13 protein-coding genes are annotated in these 16,826 nt (G+C 71.9%); 9 read left to right on the forward strand and 4 right to left on the reverse strand.

Going from position 1 to position 16,826, the window contains the following annotated elements; translation table 11 throughout:
* The first annotated feature begins 21 nt into the window (after positions 1–21).
* The gene (gene nadE, locus DEI82_RS10080; protein WP_111013127.1) at positions 22–858 is read left to right on the forward strand and encodes an ammonia-dependent NAD(+) synthetase; all 837 of its coding nucleotides are present in this window, start codon (positions 22–24) and stop codon (positions 856–858) included.
* Positions 859–1,205: 347 nt separating this feature from the next.
* On the opposite strand, the gene DEI82_RS10085 is transcribed toward nadE, so the two are convergent.
* The 3 genes from DEI82_RS10085 to DEI82_RS10095 all read right to left on the reverse strand — a co-directional run bounded on the left by DEI82_RS10085 (position 1,206) and on the right by DEI82_RS10095 (position 3,069).
* On the reverse strand, positions 1,206–1,346 hold the full coding sequence (locus DEI82_RS10085) for a hypothetical protein (protein WP_220037261.1): 141 nt from the start codon (positions 1,344–1,346) through the stop codon (positions 1,206–1,208).
* Positions 1,347–1,494: 148 nt separating this feature from the next.
* Positions 1,495–1,752: a hypothetical protein gene (locus DEI82_RS10090; protein WP_111036677.1), complete on the reverse strand. Its 258-nt coding sequence runs from the start codon at positions 1,750–1,752 to the stop codon at positions 1,495–1,497.
* Between the two features lie 51 nt (positions 1,753–1,803).
* Positions 1,804–3,069 carry a kynureninase gene (locus tag DEI82_RS10095; RefSeq protein WP_111036678.1) on the reverse strand — a complete coding sequence of 422 codons (1,266 nt, stop codon included), beginning with the start codon at positions 3,067–3,069 and terminating at the stop codon, positions 1,804–1,806.
* Between the two features lie 193 nt (positions 3,070–3,262).
* Between DEI82_RS10095 and DEI82_RS10100 the strand changes: the two genes are divergently transcribed.
* The 3 genes from DEI82_RS10100 (at position 3,263) to DEI82_RS10110 (ending at position 7,897) form a co-directional block, all read left to right on the forward strand.
* Positions 3,263–3,709 (forward strand): hypothetical protein, encoded by a 447-nt coding sequence (locus DEI82_RS10100; RefSeq protein ID WP_111036679.1) that lies wholly within the window; start codon positions 3,263–3,265, stop codon positions 3,707–3,709.
* Between the two features lie 588 nt (positions 3,710–4,297).
* The gene (locus DEI82_RS10105; protein WP_111013131.1) at positions 4,298–4,594 is read left to right on the forward strand and encodes a DUF4190 domain-containing protein; all 297 of its coding nucleotides are present in this window, start codon (positions 4,298–4,300) and stop codon (positions 4,592–4,594) included.
* Between the two features lie 141 nt (positions 4,595–4,735).
* Positions 4,736–7,897 (forward strand): GH92 family glycosyl hydrolase, encoded by a 3,162-nt coding sequence (locus DEI82_RS10110; RefSeq protein WP_258372031.1) that lies wholly within the window; start codon positions 4,736–4,738, stop codon positions 7,895–7,897.
* Here DEI82_RS10110 and DEI82_RS10115 read toward each other — a convergent pair.
* Positions 7,848–8,921: a LacI family DNA-binding transcriptional regulator gene (locus tag DEI82_RS10115; RefSeq protein ID WP_258370133.1), complete on the reverse strand. Its 1,074-nt coding sequence runs from the start codon at positions 8,919–8,921 to the stop codon at positions 7,848–7,850. The genes DEI82_RS10110 and DEI82_RS10115 overlap by 50 nt on opposite strands.
* Before the next feature lie 215 nt (positions 8,922–9,136).
* Between DEI82_RS10115 and DEI82_RS10120 the strand changes: the two genes are divergently transcribed.
* The 5 genes from DEI82_RS10120 to DEI82_RS10140 all read left to right on the forward strand — a co-directional run bounded on the left by DEI82_RS10120 (position 9,137) and on the right by DEI82_RS10140 (position 16,777).
* On the forward strand, positions 9,137–10,450 hold the full coding sequence (locus tag DEI82_RS10120) for a sugar ABC transporter substrate-binding protein (protein ID WP_111036680.1): 1,314 nt from the start codon (positions 9,137–9,139) through the stop codon (positions 10,448–10,450).
* Between the two features lie 28 nt (positions 10,451–10,478).
* On the forward strand, positions 10,479–11,357 hold the full coding sequence (locus DEI82_RS10125; RefSeq protein ID WP_111010462.1) for a carbohydrate ABC transporter permease: 879 nt from the start codon (positions 10,479–10,481) through the stop codon (positions 11,355–11,357).
* A 158-nt stretch (positions 11,358–11,515) separates the two neighbouring features.
* The gene (locus DEI82_RS10130; protein ID WP_111010545.1) at positions 11,516–12,337 is read left to right on the forward strand and encodes a carbohydrate ABC transporter permease; all 822 of its coding nucleotides are present in this window, start codon (positions 11,516–11,518) and stop codon (positions 12,335–12,337) included.
* Positions 12,337–13,713, forward strand: a complete 1,377-nt coding sequence (locus DEI82_RS10135) for a glycosyl hydrolase (protein ID WP_111036681.1) — start codon at positions 12,337–12,339, stop codon at positions 13,711–13,713. The genes DEI82_RS10130 and DEI82_RS10135 overlap by 1 nt, the downstream gene beginning before the upstream one ends.
* 22 nt (positions 13,714–13,735) lie before the next feature.
* Positions 13,736–16,777, forward strand: a complete 3,042-nt coding sequence (locus DEI82_RS10140) for a glycoside hydrolase family 38 C-terminal domain-containing protein (RefSeq protein WP_111036682.1) — start codon at positions 13,736–13,738, stop codon at positions 16,775–16,777.
* Positions 16,778–16,826: the final 49 nt, after the last annotated feature.

A 16,826-nucleotide genomic window follows, 5' to 3' on the forward strand; every position in this document is an offset into this window, starting at 1 on the left:
CGACGGCGGGATACTGGTTCCGTGCGTGAACTCCAAGCGGCCATCGCCGCCGACCTCGACGTCCAGCCGGTCATCGACCCGGAGCAGGAGGTGGCGCGCCGTGTCGCCTTCCTCCGGGACTACCTGCTCGCCACCGGCGCCAAGGGCTTCGTGCTCGCGATCAGCGGCGGTCAGGACTCCTCGCTCGCCGGGCGTCTGTGCCAGCTCGCCGTCGAGTCGCTCCGGGCCGAGGGGCATCCGGCCGAGTTCACCACGGTGCGCATGCCGTACCGCGTGCAGGCCGACGAGGACGACGCGCAGCTCGCGCTCCGCTTCATCGCCGCCGACCCGGGCATCACCGTGAACATCGAGCACGGGGTCGACGGCGTCGTCCAGGACGTCGCCGAGTCGGGCACCGCCCTGAGCGACTTCGTCAAGGGCAACGTCAAGGCCCGCATGCGGATGGTCGCGCAGTACGCGGTCGCCGGGCAGCGCGGTCTGCTCGTCGTCGGCACCGACCACGCCGCGGAGGCCGTGACCGGCTTCTTCACGAAGTACGGGGACGGCGGCGTCGACATCACCCCGCTGACCGGCCTGACGAAGAGCCAGGGCCGTCAGCTCCTCGAGCACCTCGGCGCGCCGGCGCGGCTCTACGAGAAGGCGCCCACGGCCGACCTGCTCGACGACCTGCCCGGTCAGACCGACGAGGCGAACCTCGGCCTCAGCTACGCCGAGATCGACGCGTACCTGCAGGGCCACGACGTGCCCGAGGAGGTCGCCGAGGCGATCGAGACCCGCTACCGGGCCACCGAGCACAAGCGCCGCGTGCCCGCGACGCCGTTCGACACCTGGTGGGGCGGGGCGAGCCCGCGTCCGTAGGGCGCGTCAGAGCTGGTCAGGCCGCGCACGACGAACCGTGTCGGGAACAGGAGGGGACATGCCGGTGGTCGATCGAGTGAGAGCAGTGAGCCTCGCGGCTGCGCCGGTGAGCCCTCAGCACGGCGCGGGCGTTCCTCCATGGCTGTTCGTCGCGGGGATCATCGTGGTGTTGGCCATCGCCGCCGTGCTCTTCGTCCGCTCGCGCGGGCGATAGCGCTGCGCCGCCGATCCGACTTCGGCCCTCTGTGAGAGACCGGGGTCTTCGAGCAAGGGACACGCAGTTCGGATCGACGCTCCGGCCCGGCTGCGTCGCGATGTCCGTCCGTCGTCCTTCGATGAACGGTGCCCTACCGTCGCCGCGGCTCCCGGTGGTAGTAGACCGTCATGGTGAGGTCATCCTCGCCGTCGGTCACCTTGCTGCTGAAGGTGACGCCCTGCACGTCGACGTCACCGAGGCTGTCGATGGCGTCGGCGAGCCGACGAAGCAACTCCGGGACGTGCCCTGCCCCTTCCCCTCGGGATTGCTCAGGGAGAAGTGGTTGATCGTCCAGCCCGCAGGGATCACGTCGGCAGGGTACTGGGACGCCGCAGAACTCGACGGCGTGGAGCGGGACGCGGTCGTCCGAGCGGCGCCGGTCAGGAGGCCGGGACCGCCCGGCGCGCGAGGGCGAACGAGCGACGAAGCCGATGATGCTCGACGAGCAGACACACGAGGAGCACGGTGCCCGCGGCACCGAGGAACCAGAGGACCGATCGAGCGATTGCCCGGCGGTGGTCGACGGGCGGTCCGCAGAAACGGCCGTCGTGGATCGCGAGCGACGAGTCGATGTGTGCGGACGAGTCCATGCGCGCGGCCGGTGTCGACCGGCCGTCGTCCGCGGTCTGTCCCGGCACGGCACCACCCCCGGGGCTGACCGTACCGGGAACGACGCGGCGTGCGCGCTCCTACCGCCCGGCGAGCTCGGCGCGGATCGCCTCGACGGCCAGTCGGACCTCCGCGAACGTGGTCGACAGGGGTGAGAGGCCGAGCCGGATGCCGTTCGGGTTCCGGTGGTCGGGGATGACGTCCTGTGCCCAGAGCGCCGCGGTCACCTCGCGGAACGCCGGGTGCGTGATCGTCACGTGGCTGCCGCGGACGTCGGCGTCGCGGGGGCTGGAGACGACGACGCCGAACGGGGCGAGCAGGTCGTCGACGAGCGCGATCGCGTGTTCGGTGAGCGCGACGGACTTCGCGCGGACCGCGTCGATGCCGACCCGCTCGAGGAGGTCGAGCATGTCCTGCATCGCGAGCATGCCGACGACGGGCGGCGTCCCGCTGACGAGGCGGCGCATCCCCGGCGAGGGCGTGTAGCCGTCGGCCATGCTGAACACGTCGGCGGCGCCCATCCACCCCTGGATTGGCTGCCGCAGGTCGGCCTGCAGCCGCTCGGCGGCGTAGGCGAACGCGGGGGAGCCCGGGCCGCCGTTGAGGAACTTGTAGGTGCAGCCGACGGCGAGGTCGACGTCCCACGCGTCGAGCGACGTCGGCACGACGCCGGCGGAGTGGCAGAGGTCCCAGAGCACGAGCGCGCCCACCGCGTGCGCCGCCGCGGTGATACCGGGCACGTCGGCGATGACGCCGGAGCGGTAGGCGACGTGGCTCAGCACGACCACCGCGGTCGAGGCGGACACGGCCTCCTCGACCTGCTCGACCGTCACACCGGTGACCGGGTCGGCCGCGATCCACCGCACGGAGAGCCCGCACTCGGCGGCGATGCCCTCGACGACGAAGCGGTCGGTCGGGAAGTCGTCGTCGTCGATGACGATCTCGGTGCGGTCGGGCCGCGCGGCCACGGCGGCGCGGATCGTCTTGTACAGGAGCACCGTCGTGGAGTCCGCGACGACGGTCTGCCCCGCCGCGGCGCCGAGGCACACGGCACCGATCCGGTCGCCGAGCTCGAGCGGGAGCGTCATCCACTGCTCGTCCCACGAGCGGATGAGGCGACTGCCCCAGTCGTGCGTCACGAATCGCTGCAGCCGCTCGGCAGTGGCGAGGAGCGGTCGCCCGAGCGAGTTGCCGTCGAGGTACGCGCGGACCTCGGTGCTCGGGACGAATGCGGCGACGTGTTCCGCGAGCGGGTCGGTGCGGTCGAGTTCGAGCGAGTCCGGTGCGGTCGCCCGCGGGGCGTCGCGTCCGACCCGGTCGTCGGCGACGGACGTCTGGTCGGTCATGTCAGGGACTCCTCGGCGCGGTCGGCGGTCAGGACCCGAGCGCCGGACAGCCAGCGTACGGCGTCGCGGGGGGCCGCGCTCCGTCCCCGGGCCGTCCGGCCGACGCCGATGTGCGGTCGCAGCGGCCCGAGCCTCAGATCTGCCGGTAGATCGTCAGCGTCTGCTCGGGCTGGTCGGGCACCAGGAACGACGCATGCGCCAGGTGCTGGACACGCCCCGACCGTGTGCGGACCCGTTTGACGCCGGCCTGGCTGGACGCAACGCCTCCAGCCTCGAGCGGCTCGCCGCACTCGACCCGCGCGTGCGGACCGTCCGGTCCGTCGGCGACCGCGCTGCGGACGCGTCGGCGATCGCCGCGACGGTCGAGGGTGACGCCGACGTCGTGATCGACGCGCTCGGGCCGACACCGACCGCGGACCTCACGATGGCGGGCTTCGACGTGGTCCGCGTCGACGGCACGATGGTGCTGCTCGGCGGGGTGCGACAGACGCTCCCCGTGCCCTACGGCGAACTCATGCGTCGCCGGATCACGCTGCGCGGGAATGCGCATCGCCCGGTCCGGTTGTACCTCGTCAGGAACGACAGGAGCACCGATGCAGCGACCCGTGGTGGACCCACAGCAGCAGACCGACGAGCGTGAGGTCGTGAGCGGACGCCGGTTCGGCGCGTGGCTCGGCCTCATCAACCACGGCGAGGAGCCGATCGCGCGACGCTGATCCGCGCGAGCACGGGCCCGGGCGGCCGGCGAGGAGCCGACCGCCCGGGCCCGTGTCCGTCAGGGGTTGCCGGGGCCGTCCCCGATCTCGATCGCCCCACTCGCTGCGGGTCCGGTGCCGTGCGCGGGTGATCGCCGAGACCGACAGCACGGAGGTCGCGCCGGCACCGAGGGACCCCGTTGTGTACCACGGAGCGGCGGCGCCGAGGGCCGTCACCGCCTGCGGAGTCGAGGCCGTCGCGTCCTGCACGGGCTCGGAGTCCCCGGTCCGCCGAAGCGGCCCTCGCGGATCGCGAGCACGGACTCGTCCTGGTCAGTCGGTGTCTGTTCGGGCACGCGCACCACCCGCACCCGACGGTGACGCCGTGGTGCTCGCGCCGGTCGGAACGTCCCCCGTTCGCTGGCGAAGTCCCCCTCGCTGTACCCCGTTCGCTGAGAACCAGGAACGCTGCGCTCCAACCGGTGCTTTCCTCAGGTCATCCAACCGACCACGACACCGAGGAGCCCGATCCCATGGTCACCAACACCCAGCCCGAGCGGTACGGCACCGCAGACTCCGGGCGGCGCAACGGCGTCGCCATCTCCGCACTCGTCATCGGCATCGTCGGCCTCGTCATCAGCTTCTGGGGCGTCCTCAGCCTCGTCGCCCTGGTCCTCGGCGTCGTCGGCCTGCGTCGCTCGCCGGCCAAGGGGGAGCGCGGTCACGGCCAGGCGATCGCGGGCATCGTCCTCGGCGTCATCGGCGTCGTGTGGGGCATCCTCGCGCTCGTCTTCGGCCTGCAGCACTACTTCTTCTTCGTCAACCACTGACCCCGCGTCGGAGCCTCACTCCCATGACACGGCGCCGGTCACCGCTCCGCGAGTAGACGTTCCGCATCGTCACGTCGCTCGCGGGGATGGTGGCCGGCGGTGGCCGCGGACGGGCCGTGCCCGGGCTCGTAGGCTGGCCCGATGCGAGCACTGGTGCGGAGCAGCGGTCCGACGACGGCGGTGGCGGCGCGGAACGGGGTCGGGTTCTCCTCCGCCGAGGCGTACCTGGTGGAGCGACACGGCCCCGACCAGGCGGTCGCCGAGGTCCCGTTCGCGGCCGAGCGGCCGGTGGCCGCGGGCGACCGGCTCACGTGGGTGTGGTTCCCGGAGCGGGTGCTGCCGGCCGGTCGCGCCGAGCCGACCGAGGCCGACCTCGACGGGTTCTGGGACGCGACCGCCTTCGCGCTCGACGTCGTGTTCACGGACGGCAGCCGTGCCTCCGCGTCGGCGCGTGACCAGTACGCGGTCCCGATGACGCCGGAGGCGCAGGACGACGCGCGCATGCTCTGGGTGGACCAGTGGAACCGCCGCACCGTCGACCTGACGCCGTTCGCCGGGCGCACGGTGGACCGTCTGGAGGCGCGGCTCGGCCGCGCCGACCGGGTCGCCGCCGACGGCGCGGCGGCACCGCTACGGGGCTGGCTCGACGACGTGCGGATCGTGACGGCGCCGCCCCGGGCCTCCCGGCCGCTCGACCACGTCGTGACGACCCGGGGGACGCACGCCTCGTCGCGGTTCTCGCGCGGGAACACGGCGCCGCTCGTGGCGGTCCCGCACGGCGGCGTGTTCGGGCTGCCCATGACCGACGCGTCCGATCCTCGCTGGCCGTACGCGTACCACGAGCACGTCGACGGCGACGGCCGGCCGGCGCTCCAGGCGTTCGCCACGTCCCACATCCCCTCGCCGTGGATGGGCGACCGCGGGGTGTTCCAGATCATGCCGAGCCCGCTCGTCGAGCCGGACACCGACCGCGCGGCCCGCGCGCTGCCGTTCGACCGCGCGGACGAGCTCGCGGGCCCGCACCGCTACCGGGTGGCGTTCGACGGCGGGGTGACCGCGGAGATGACGGCGGGGGAGTTCGCGCTCGGGTTCCGGTTCACCTTCCCGGGGGAGCGTGCATCGGTCGTGCTCGACCACCACGGCGTCGTCCGCTCGGCGTCCGTGCGGGTCGAGGACGGCGTCGGGGTGGTCGACGCGCTCCTCGACGACCGACCGCAGACGCCGCCGCACCACGTGCACCTGCGGGTCCACGGCGTGGTCACGGACCGGACGACGGTCGAGGACGGCCGGCTCGGCGGCTGGTTCGTCGTCGACGGCACGGCACCGGTCGACGTGCTCATCGGGATCTCGACGGTGTCGGCGGAGGACGCGGCCGCGAACCTGCGCGCTGCGGGCGACGTCGACGCCATGTGCGCCGAGGCCGAGCGGCGGTGGTCGGCGGCGCTCGCCACGATGTCGTTCGAGGGTGCCTCCGAGGACCAGCTCGTGTCGCTCTACTCGGGCCTGTACCGGCTGTTCCTGTACCCGAACACCGCCGGGGAGACCGCGCTGACCGGCGAGCCCCGCTACCGCTCGCCCTACGGCACGGTCCTCGACACCCCCGTCCGCGACGAGCCCGGGCCCGAGGTCGGGTCGGGGCCGTTCGCGACGACGAACGGGTTCTGGGACACCTACCGCACGGCGTGGCCGCTGCTCGCGCTCCTCACACCCGAGCGGACCGGGGCACTCGCCGAGGGCTTCGTGCAGCACCACCGCGACGGCGGCTGGACGCCCCGCTGGAGCGCCCCCGGTGCCGAGGACGTCATGACCGGCACGACGAGTGACACCGTGTTCGCGGACCTCGCGGCCAAGGGCGTCCCGGGGTTCGACCTCGCGACGGCGTACCGGAGCGCGGTGCGCAACGCGACCGTGCCGTCACCGGACCCGCGCGTGGGACGCAAGGGGGTCCTCCCGGGCGCGTTCCGCGGGTACGTCGACACCGACACGCACGAGGGGATGTCGTGGACCCTCGACGCGGCGATCAACGACTGGGGGCTCGCGGTCATGGCGCGGCTGCTCGCCGACCGCGCCGTGCCCGGTTCGTCGGAGGCGGAACGACTCGACGCCGAGGCCGAGTGGTTCGCCCGGCGGTCCCTGCAGTACCGGAACGTGTTCCACCCGGGGCTCGGGTTCTTCGTCGGCCGTCGTCCCGACGGGGACTGGCGGGTCGAGGGCGAGGCGTTCGACCCGGCGGAGTGGGGGACGGACTACACCGAGACGAACGCGTGGGGCACGATGGTCACCGCCCCGCACGATGGGGCCGGTGTCATGGCCCTGCACGGCGGGCCCGAGGGGCTCCTCGCCGCGATGGCCCGGTTCCGCGCCGCCGGCGAGACCGGTGCGACGGACCGTTCCGGCTCGTACGGGTTCGCGATCCACGAGATGACCGAGGCGCGGGACGTCCGCATGGGGATGCTCGGTCTGTCGAACCAGCCGGCGCACCACATCCCGTTCGCACCGATGTGGGCCGGCCGACACGACGACGCGCACGCGACGCTCCGCGAGTGCGTCACGCGCCTGTTCGTCGGGTCGGACCTCGGCCAGGGGTACCCGGGCGACGAGGACAACGGCGAGATGAGCGCCTGGTACGTGTTCGTCACGATCGGGCTGTACCCGCTCGCGCCCGCGACCGGGACCTACGTGCTCGTCCCGCCGACCGTCCGACGGACCGAGCTGCACCTGGGCGACGCGACCACGGTCGTCGAGGTCGCGGGGCCGTGCCGCGGCCCGTACGTGGCGTCCGTCACCGTCGACGGTGAACCGTGGGAGTCGGTGTCGATCCCGCACGCGGTGATCGCCCGCGGCGCGCACGTGGTGTTCACGCTGTCGGACGAGCCACTCGGGTGGGCCGCCGGGTCGCGCCCGGTGTCGGCGTCCGAGCTCCACGGCTTCGCGGACACGCCCGCGGACGTCCTGCCGGTCGGCGCGTCGCCGGTCACCGACGACACCGGGAGGAGCGTCGTGCGGCTCGCCGCGGGGGAGCCCGTCGAGGTACCGGTGTCCGTCGCGGCCGCGTCGCTGTACACCGTCACGGTGGCCGAGCCGGGGACGTACGGGTGGACGGTGGCGTGGGTCGACGCGGACGGCCGGGTCGCCACGGCGGACGAGCGGGTCGGCGAGGAGTTCGCCTGGGCCGCGCAGACCCGGGTGTTCCGGATCGCGGGCGGGGTCGAGCGCGGTGCGATCCGGTTCACGGCGTCGCGGCCGGTCGGGCTCACCCAGCTCGAGGTCGTCGCGGCCTCGCGGTCGACTCCCGGACGCTGAGCGTCAGGGCGGGGCCGGGGCGCGACGTCAGCGGGGTCCCGGCCTCGACCTGCTCGAGCAGCAGTCGGGCCGCACGCTCGCCGAGCTCGACGGTGTCGCGGGTCAGGGTCGTGAGCGCGGGCCGGACGAGCCGCGCCATGGCGGAGTCGTCGAACGACGCGATCGACAGGTCGTCGGGCACGGGGACCCCCATCTCGGCGGCGACACCGAGCCCGGCGACAGCGAGCACGTCGTTGTCGTAGACGATCGCCGTGGGGCGGCGCGGGCCGACGAGCAGGGTCCGAGTGATCGCGGCGCCGGCGTCCGACGAGTAGTCGGTGGTGAACGACTCGGCGGACTCGAGCCGGGCCTCCCGGGCGAATCGCTGCAGCGCCGCGGCGCGCATGGCCGTGTGCTCGAACTGCGGTGGTCCGGCGACGTGCGCGATGCGGGTGTGGCCGAGCGCGTGCAGGTACCCGAACACGGTGTCCGCGGCGTCCGAGTCGTCGATCCACACGGTGGGCCAGGTGCCCGGCGGCGACGGATGCGAGCCGACGACGACGGCGGGCAGGCCGAGTTCGGCGAGCAACGCGAGGCGGGGGTCGTCGGCTCGCGGGTCGATGAGCACGACGCCGTCCACGCGGTGCCCGCTCCACCACTCGCGGTACGTCTCGAGCTCCTCGTCGACGTCACGCGCGACGAGGAGGTTCATCCCGACGTGGGTCCCGGCGAGGCCGAGCTGGATCCCGGAGATGAGGTCGCCGAAGAACGACTCCGTCCCGAGCGTGCGCGCGGGCCGGTTGAGCACGAACCCGATGGTGCCGGCGCGGGCGCCGCCGAGGGCCCGCGCGGCCGAGTGGGGACGCCAGTTGAGCTCGCGGGCGACCTCGAGGATGCGCGACCGGGTGGCCGCCGAGACACCCGGCCGGTCGTTCAGTGCGAACGAGACCGCTCCCGTGGACACGCCGGCCCGTGCTGCGATCTCGGCGATCGTCACCCGTTTCGGTTGCGGCATCGTCGCTGCACCGGCCCCCTCGTCGTCCACGCGCTCATCATGGCGGCACCCGCGCCCGTTGGCGAATGGCACCGCGCCCGGCGAGTGACCACCGGGTGTCGCCGCGGCGAACGACCGGGGACACGCCGCGGCTTGACTATAGCGCTTTAGTCCTTCATGCTCACCTGCAACAGCGGTAGCGATGCCGCGACTGATGGCGGATCTGAACCGCTTCAGTTGCTGCGGCGAACAAGGGAGTCCACGCAATGTCACGTCGTACCACCACAGCACCCACCTCCGGCCGGAGGCGAGCGACGTTCGCCGCAGGCCTGGCGACCGCCGCGGCGGCCGCGCTCGTCCTGACCGGCTGCTCCGCGGGCAGCAACAGCGGCGGCAGCAGCGCCGGCGGCGACGTCACCGGCACGATCACGCTCCAGACCTGGGCGCTGACGCCCAAGTTCACGGGGTACCTCAAGGGCGTGATCGCGGCGTTCGAGAAGAAGCACCCCGGCACGACCGTCAAGCTCGTCGACCAGCCCGGCGACGGCTACTCCGACAAGGTCCTGAGCCAGGCGTCGTCGAACACCCTGCCGGACGTCGTCAACCTGCCCCCGGACATCGCGCTGCCCCTGGCGAAGCGCGGGATCCTCGAGGACGTCAGCAAGGCCGACAGCTCGCTGCGGAGCACCTACACGGCGGGCTCGGTCGACGCCTACGACTACAAGGAGACGAAGGGTGGCGTGTACGGGTACCCCTGGTACCTCAACACGGACGTCGACTTCTGGAACAAGTCGATGCTCGACCAGTGCGGTCTCGACTCGTCGAAGCCGCCGGCGACCACGCAGCAGCTCTTCGCGCAGGCCAAGACCATGCACGAGCACTGCCCGAACGACTACCTGATGAGCCGCAAGCCCACGCTGAGCGACTTCACCCTCGCCGGCGTCAAGGTGCTCAACAGCGACGGCACGAAGTTCACGTTCGCCACGAAGAAGGCGGCGTCGCTCATCGACCAGTACGCCACCGCGTACCAGAACGGCTACATGCCGTCGTCGGTCCTCAACTCCGACTACCTCGGCAACTCGACCCTGTTCACGCAGGGCAAGGTGGCCTGGACGACGGGTGGCGCGTCCTCGCTCAGCGACTTCGAGACGAACAACCCGTCGCTCAAGAACGACGTCGTCGTCTCGCCGGCGCTCGACACCCCGCCGCTGTACGTACAGGGCCTCAGCGTGTCGCAGAAGTCGAAGCACCTCGCCACCGCGAACGCGTTCGCCCAGTTCATGACGAACGCCGCGAACCAGAAGGCCTTCGCCAAGCTCGTCAACATCTTCCCGTCGACGAAGTCCTCGCAGTCGGACCCGTTCTTCTCGAAGGACGACGGCACCGAGAACGGCACGGCCCGCGTCCTGGCGAACACGGCACTGAAGACGGCGAAGAACCTGACGCCGGTCGAGGCGAACGACTCCATGACGACGTTCCTCGACCAGCAGATCGCGCTCGCCATGAAGGGCCAGACCACGAGCATGAAGGCGCTGCAGACCGCGCAGACCAAGATGAACACCCTGCTCGCGAACGGCTGACGCCACCACCAGGAGAGGGAGGATCGCCATGCGAGCGAACCGTTGGTACACGCCGTGGATCCTGATCGCGCCGGCCCTGGTGTGGCTGCTCGTGTTCAGCTTCTGGCCGTCGATCAACACCGTGCGGCTGTCGTTCACGAACGCCAGCCCGCTCGGCGGGGTGAGCGCGTGGGTGGGCCTGAAGAACTTCAGCACCCTGCTCGCCGACCCCCAGGTGTGGCAGGCGCTGCTCAACAGCGTCGTCTACATGGCGATCTGCCTGCCGCTGCTGACGATCCTCCCGCTCCTCATCGCGCTCCTGGTCGAGAAGAACCTGCCCGGGATCGCGTTCTTCCGGACCGCGTACTACACGCCCGTCATCGCGTCGGCGGTGGTCGTCGGGCTCATCTGGACCTGGATCCTCGACGACCGCGGCGTGGTGAACGAGGTCGCTCAGAGCCTGCACGTCATCCAGGGGCCGCTCCCGTTCCTCACCGACCGATGGCTCGTGCTCTTCAGCGCGATCAGCCTGACGGTGTGGAAGGGCCTCGGCTACTACATGATCATCTTCCTGGCGGCGCTCGGGAACGTCGGCAAGGACCTGCACGAGGCCGCGGCACTCGACGGGGCCGGCGCCGTCCGCCGGTTCTGGAGCGTGACCATGCCGGGCGTCCGCGGCACCATGACGCTCGTCGGGATCCTCGTGTGCGTCTCGGCGCTGCGGGTGTTCTCGGAGCTCTACGTCCTCACCAACGGCAAGGGCGGCCCCGGCGGCCAGGACGAGTCACTCGTCAGCCTCATCCAGGAGTACGCCCGCGGCTTCACCGGCAACCTCGGCTACGCGTCGGCCCTGAGCATCCTGCTCTTCGTCGTCACGCTCGTGCCGATGCTGGTCCTCGCACGCATCAACAACAAGGCGGAGCAGTGACGAACACGACGACGACGTGCGAACCGGTCGTCTCCGGAGACCGCGGGACCGCAGCGAACGCTGCGGGCGGCAGCCGCGCCTCCCGACCGGGAGGGACGGGACGGACCCGGCGCGTCGGTCCGGACGGGCGCCGCCGCCGGAGCCGCACCTTCGGCACCATGAGCACGAAGGAGAAGGTGTTCCGCTACGTGCTGCTCGTGGTGGTGCTGTTCATCACCATCGGGCCGTTCCTGTGGCAGCTGTCGACCTCGCTCAAGGGTGCGGGCGAGGACATCTACACGCAGACGCCGGAGTTCGTACCGAGCCAGCCGACGTTCCTCAACTACGTCAAGGTCGCCGACGCGATCCCCGTGTTCACCTACATCGGGAACTCGCTCGTCGTCGCCGCGCTCGACGTGGTCGGCAACGTCGTGTTCGCCACGCTCGCCGGGTTCGCCGTGGCCCGCCTGCAGTTCCGGGGCAAGAAGGTGGTGCTCGGGCTGTTCCTCGCGACGCTCGTGCTCCCCGGCGAGGTCACGATCGTCTCGCAGTTCGTCACGATCAAGGACCTCGGGCTCGCGGACTCGCTCGTCGGCGTCGCCCTGCCGGGGATGATCGCCGCGCTCAACGTGCTGCTCATGTACAACGCGTTCCGGCAGATCCCCGAGGAGATCGACCAGGCGGCCGTGATGGACGGCGCGAACTCGTGGCAGCGCCTCCGGTTCGTCGCGCTGCCCGCCGTGCAGGGCACGATCGCCGTCATCGCGATCTTCTCGTTCATCGGCGCGTGGGACGACTTCCTCTGGCCGCTCATCGTGCTGCAGACGCCGGACAAGCTGACCCTGACCGTCGGACTCCAGTACCTGCAGGGCACGTTCTCGAACGACCAGCGCCTCATCGCGGCGGGCACGATGATCGCGTTCATCCCGATCGCGGTGATCTTCTCGGTGCTCCAGCGCTTCTTCTTCAAGGGCGTCGAAGAGGGCGGGGTCAAGGGCTGATGCGCTTCGGCGTCAACTACACGCCCGCTGAGGGTTGGTTCCACTCGTGGCTCGACTTCTCGCCGTTCGCGGTGGCGCGTGACCTCGAGCAGATCGCCGGCCTGGGCGTCGACCACGTCCGCGTGTTCCCGCTCTGGCCACTCGTGCAGCCGAACCGGACGCTCATCCGGGCGTCGGCGCTCGACGACGTCGCGACGGTCGTCGACATCGCCGCGTCGTTCGGGCTCGACGTCAACGTCGACGCGCTGCAGGGGCACCTGTCGAGCTTCGACTTCGTGCCGTCGTGGCTCGAGAGCTGGCATCGTCGGAACGTGTTCACCGACCCGGACGTCGTCGCGTCGACCGCCGACTACGTGCAGGCGCTGTCCGCGGCGCTCGCCGGCCGGCCGAACCTGCTCGGCGTCACGCTCGGCAACGAGCTGAACCAGTTCGCGCACGCCCCGCACCCGACCCCGCATGCAGTGACCGACCGGGAGGCCGGGGACTGGCTCACGACGATGGTCGCGGCGGCGCGCCGCGGGCTCGGCGCATCGGTGCCGGACGCGGTCCCGGCTCCGGGCCTCCCGTCCGGCGTCGGCCGGGAGGCCCGGCGCACGGCCGCCCCGTCCGTCACGGTCGCGCAGTACGACGCCGCCTGGTACGACGACGCGCAGCCGTTCGGTCCGGAGCACGCGGCCGAGCACGGCGACATGACCGTCACGCACTCGTGGGTGTTCAACGGGGCCGCCCGCGTGCACGGTCCGCTCGGCACCGGGTCCGTCCGGCACGGCGAGTACCTGCTCCAGCTCGCCGCGGCGTGGAACCGGACCGCGGACCGACCGAACTGGCTCCAGGAGGTCGGCGCCCCGACGAACGTGGTCCCGGTCGACGACGCCCCAGCGTTCCTCGAGGGCACGATCCGGCACGCCGTCGAGGTGCAGCAGCTGTTCGGCATCACCTGGTGGTGCTCGCACGACGTCGCGCGGTCGCTCGCCGACTTCCCTGAGCTCGAGTACGACCTCGGACTCTTCACGAACGACGGACGCCGCAAGCCGACCGGCGAGCGATTCGCCGAGCTCGCCCGTGCGTTCGGCGACGGTGCCGGCGCGGCACTCGAGCGGCTCGCGCCGCCGGCGGACGCGCTCGTCCTCGACGACGTCCTGCCCGACGGCCGTCGCGCCCCGGACGTCCGCGCGACGGCCGCCCCCGGGGGACGGTTCTCGCTCGCCTGGGTCGCGCTGGCCGAGTCGCTCGGCCGCGGACCGCAGGTCGTCCTGCGCTCGCGCGCGGGAGACTCCGGACTCCTGGCCGAACGCGGCATCCGCACGCTGCACGACGTCCCGGCGGACACCCGCGCCGTCCACACCGCGGTGGCGCACCCCGCCACGATGCCCTGACCACCTCATCCGGAAGGCACTGATGCACGACGACATCCCCCTCACCATCGGCCGAGCGCGCCGGGTCCTCGACGAACGGATCCTGCCGGCCGTGCACGCGACGGCGGTCCCGCTGACGGTCGAGTGGAACGAGCTCCCCGGCGAGCCGATCACCCCCGCCGAGGGCCTCGCGCTCGCCTACCGGCCGTACGAGGTCGGGACGCCGTGGGGCGCCGCGTGGGGGACCACCTGGTTCCACGTCACCGGGACCGTGCCCGAGCAGTGGGCCGGACGTCGGGTCGAGGCGCGCATCGACCTCGGGTTCGACGTGAACATGCCGGGGTTCCAGTGCGAGGGCCTCGTCTACCGACCGGACGGCAGCCCGGTGAAGTCGATCAACCCGCGCAACCAGTGGGTCCTGGTCACCGAGCAGGCCGAGGGCGGCGAGCTCGTCGACCTGTACCTCGAGGGCGCGTCGAACCCCGTGCTGCTCGACTACCACCCCTTCCTCCCGACGCAGGAAGGGGACATCCAGACGTCGTCGTCACGGCGGTTGTACACGTCGCGCCGCATGGACCTGACCGTGTTCGAGGCCGAGGTGCACGAGCTCGCCCTCGACATCGAGGTGCTGCTCGAGCTCCAGGCCGAACTGCCCCAGGGGCCGCGACGGATGCGGATCCTGCAGGCGCTCGACGACGCCCTCGACGCCCTCGACCTGCAGCACATCCCCGAGACCGCGCCCGACGCCCGAGCGGCGCTCGCCGACGTGCTCGCGTCCCCGGCCGAGGCCTCGGCCCACCGGATCTCCGCCGTCGGGCACGCCCACATCGACTCCGCATGGCTCTGGCCCGTGCGCGAGACGATCCGCAAGGTGGCGCGGACCACCTCGTCGATGACGGAGCTCATCGACCAGACCGACGACTTCGTCTACGGCATGTCGAGCGCGCAGCAGTACGCCTGGATCAAGGAGCACCGCCCCGAGGTGTACGCGCGCGTCAAGGAGGCCGTGGCAGCGGGTCGGTTCCTGCCCCTCGGTGGCATGTGGGTCGAGTCGGACACCGTGATGCCGACCGGCGAGTCGATCGTCCGGCAGTTCTCGCAGGGTCAGCGGTTCTTCGAGCGCGAGTTCGGGATCCGGCCGAAGGGTGTCTGGTTGCCGGACAGCTTCGGGTACTCGCCGGCCCTACCGCAGCTCATGCGTCGCGCCGGGTTCGAGTGGTTCTTCACGCAGAAGATCTCGTGGAACCAGGTGAACAAGTTCCCGCACCACACGTTCCTGTGGGAGGGCATCGACGGGTCCCGCGTGTTCTCGCACTTCCCGTCCATGGACACCTACAACTCGCAGCTGTCCGGCTCCGAGGTCGCGAAGGCGTCGCGGCAGTTCCGCGAGAACCGCCTGGCGTCCGGGTCGATCGCGCCCGTCGGGTGGGGCGACGGCGGTGGCGGGACCACGCGCGAGATGACCGGCAAGGCCGCGCGCCTGGCGGACCTCGAGGGCAGCGCGCAGGTCGCGTGGGAGCACCCGGACGCGTTCTTCGAGCGTGCCCGCGGCGAGCTCGCGAACCCGCCCGTGTGGGTCGGTGAGCTCTACCTCGAGCTGCACCGCGCGACCCTGACGTCGCAGCACGGGACCAAGCAGGGGAACCGCCGCGCGGAGCACCTGCTCATCGAGGCCGAGCTGTGGTGCGCCACCGCCGCGGCCCGCACCGGGTTCGCCTACCCGTACGACGAGCTCGACGCCCTGTGGCAGCAGGTGCTCCTGCAGCAGTTCCACGACATCCTGCCCGGCACGTCGATCGCCTGGGTGCACCGCGAGGCCGTCGAGCAGTACGCGCGCGTCGCCGACGCCCTCGTGGCGATCATCGCGCAGGCCGTCCGCGCGCTCGTCGGCGAGGGGGACACCCCCGTCCTGGTGAACCCCGCGCCGTTCGCCCGGGGCGGGGCGCCCGCGCTCGGGGCGGTCGTCGCGGCCTCCGTGCCGCAGGTCGCTCCCGTCACGATCACGGAGGACGGCGACGCCCACGTGCTCGAGAACGACCTCGTCCGCATCACGGTCTCCGCCGAGGGGCTCGTGACCTCCGCGGTCGACCTCGGGTCCGGGCGGGACGCGATCGCGCCCGGCCAGGCGGGAAACCTGCTGCAGCTCCACCAGGACTTCCCGAACATGTGGGACGCGTGGGACGTCGACCGCTACTACCGCAACCGGGTCGAGGACATCCGCGGGGTCGACGAGCTGACCGTGTCGACCGGTGCCGACGGCGTCGCCCGGATCGTCGTCCGCCGGTCGTTCTCGGAGTCGTCGATCGAGCAGACGCTGTCCCTGGCGCCGGGGTCCCGCACGCTCGAGGTCGCCCAGGTCGTCGACTGGCACGAGACGGAGAAGTTCCTCAAGGTCGCGTTCCCGCTCGACGTCCGCGCGGAGCACACGATCGCCGAGACCCAGTTCGGCGCGAACAAGCGCGTCACCCACAGCAACACCTCGTGGGAGGCCGCGAAGTTCGAGACGTCCATGCACCGGTACGTGCTCGCGGAGGAGCCGGGCTTCGGCGTCGCGCTCGTCAACGACTCGATCCACGGGTACGACATGACGCGGGACGCCGTCGACGGGGACGTCACGACGACGCTCCGGCTGTCGCTGCTCCGTGCACCGCGGTTCCCCGACCCCGAGACGGACCAGGGCGTGCAGACGCACCGCTTCGGACTCGTCGTCGGGACGTCGGTGGCCGGTGCGACCGAGGAGGGCGTGCTCCTCAACGTCGACGCCCGGACCGTGACGGGCGACCACGGGTTCGACCCGCTCGTGACGGTGTCCGACGACCTCGTGCTGTCGAGCGTCAAGCTCGCGGACGACCGCTCGGGCGACCTCGTCGTCCGGGTGTACGAGCCGGCGGGTCGTCGTGCCCGCGGGACCGTGACCGTCGCGGCCGACGTCGCGGCCGTCACCGAGGTCACCCTGCTCGAGGAGGCGATCGTCGACGCGGCGACCACCGGCGCGTCGAGCACCGTCGCGGCGACCGACCCCGCGACGGTCGACCTCGCACTCGGCGGCTTCGAGGTCCGCACGCTGCGGTTCACGCTGGGCTGAGGCCGGTGTCGGGCGGCGCGGTCCGGGGCTGACGACCGCGCCGCCCGCG

This window comes from Curtobacterium sp. MCBD17_019 (assembly GCF_003234555.1).
In the GTDB taxonomy this organism is placed as follows: domain Bacteria; phylum Actinomycetota; class Actinomycetes; order Actinomycetales; family Microbacteriaceae; genus Curtobacterium.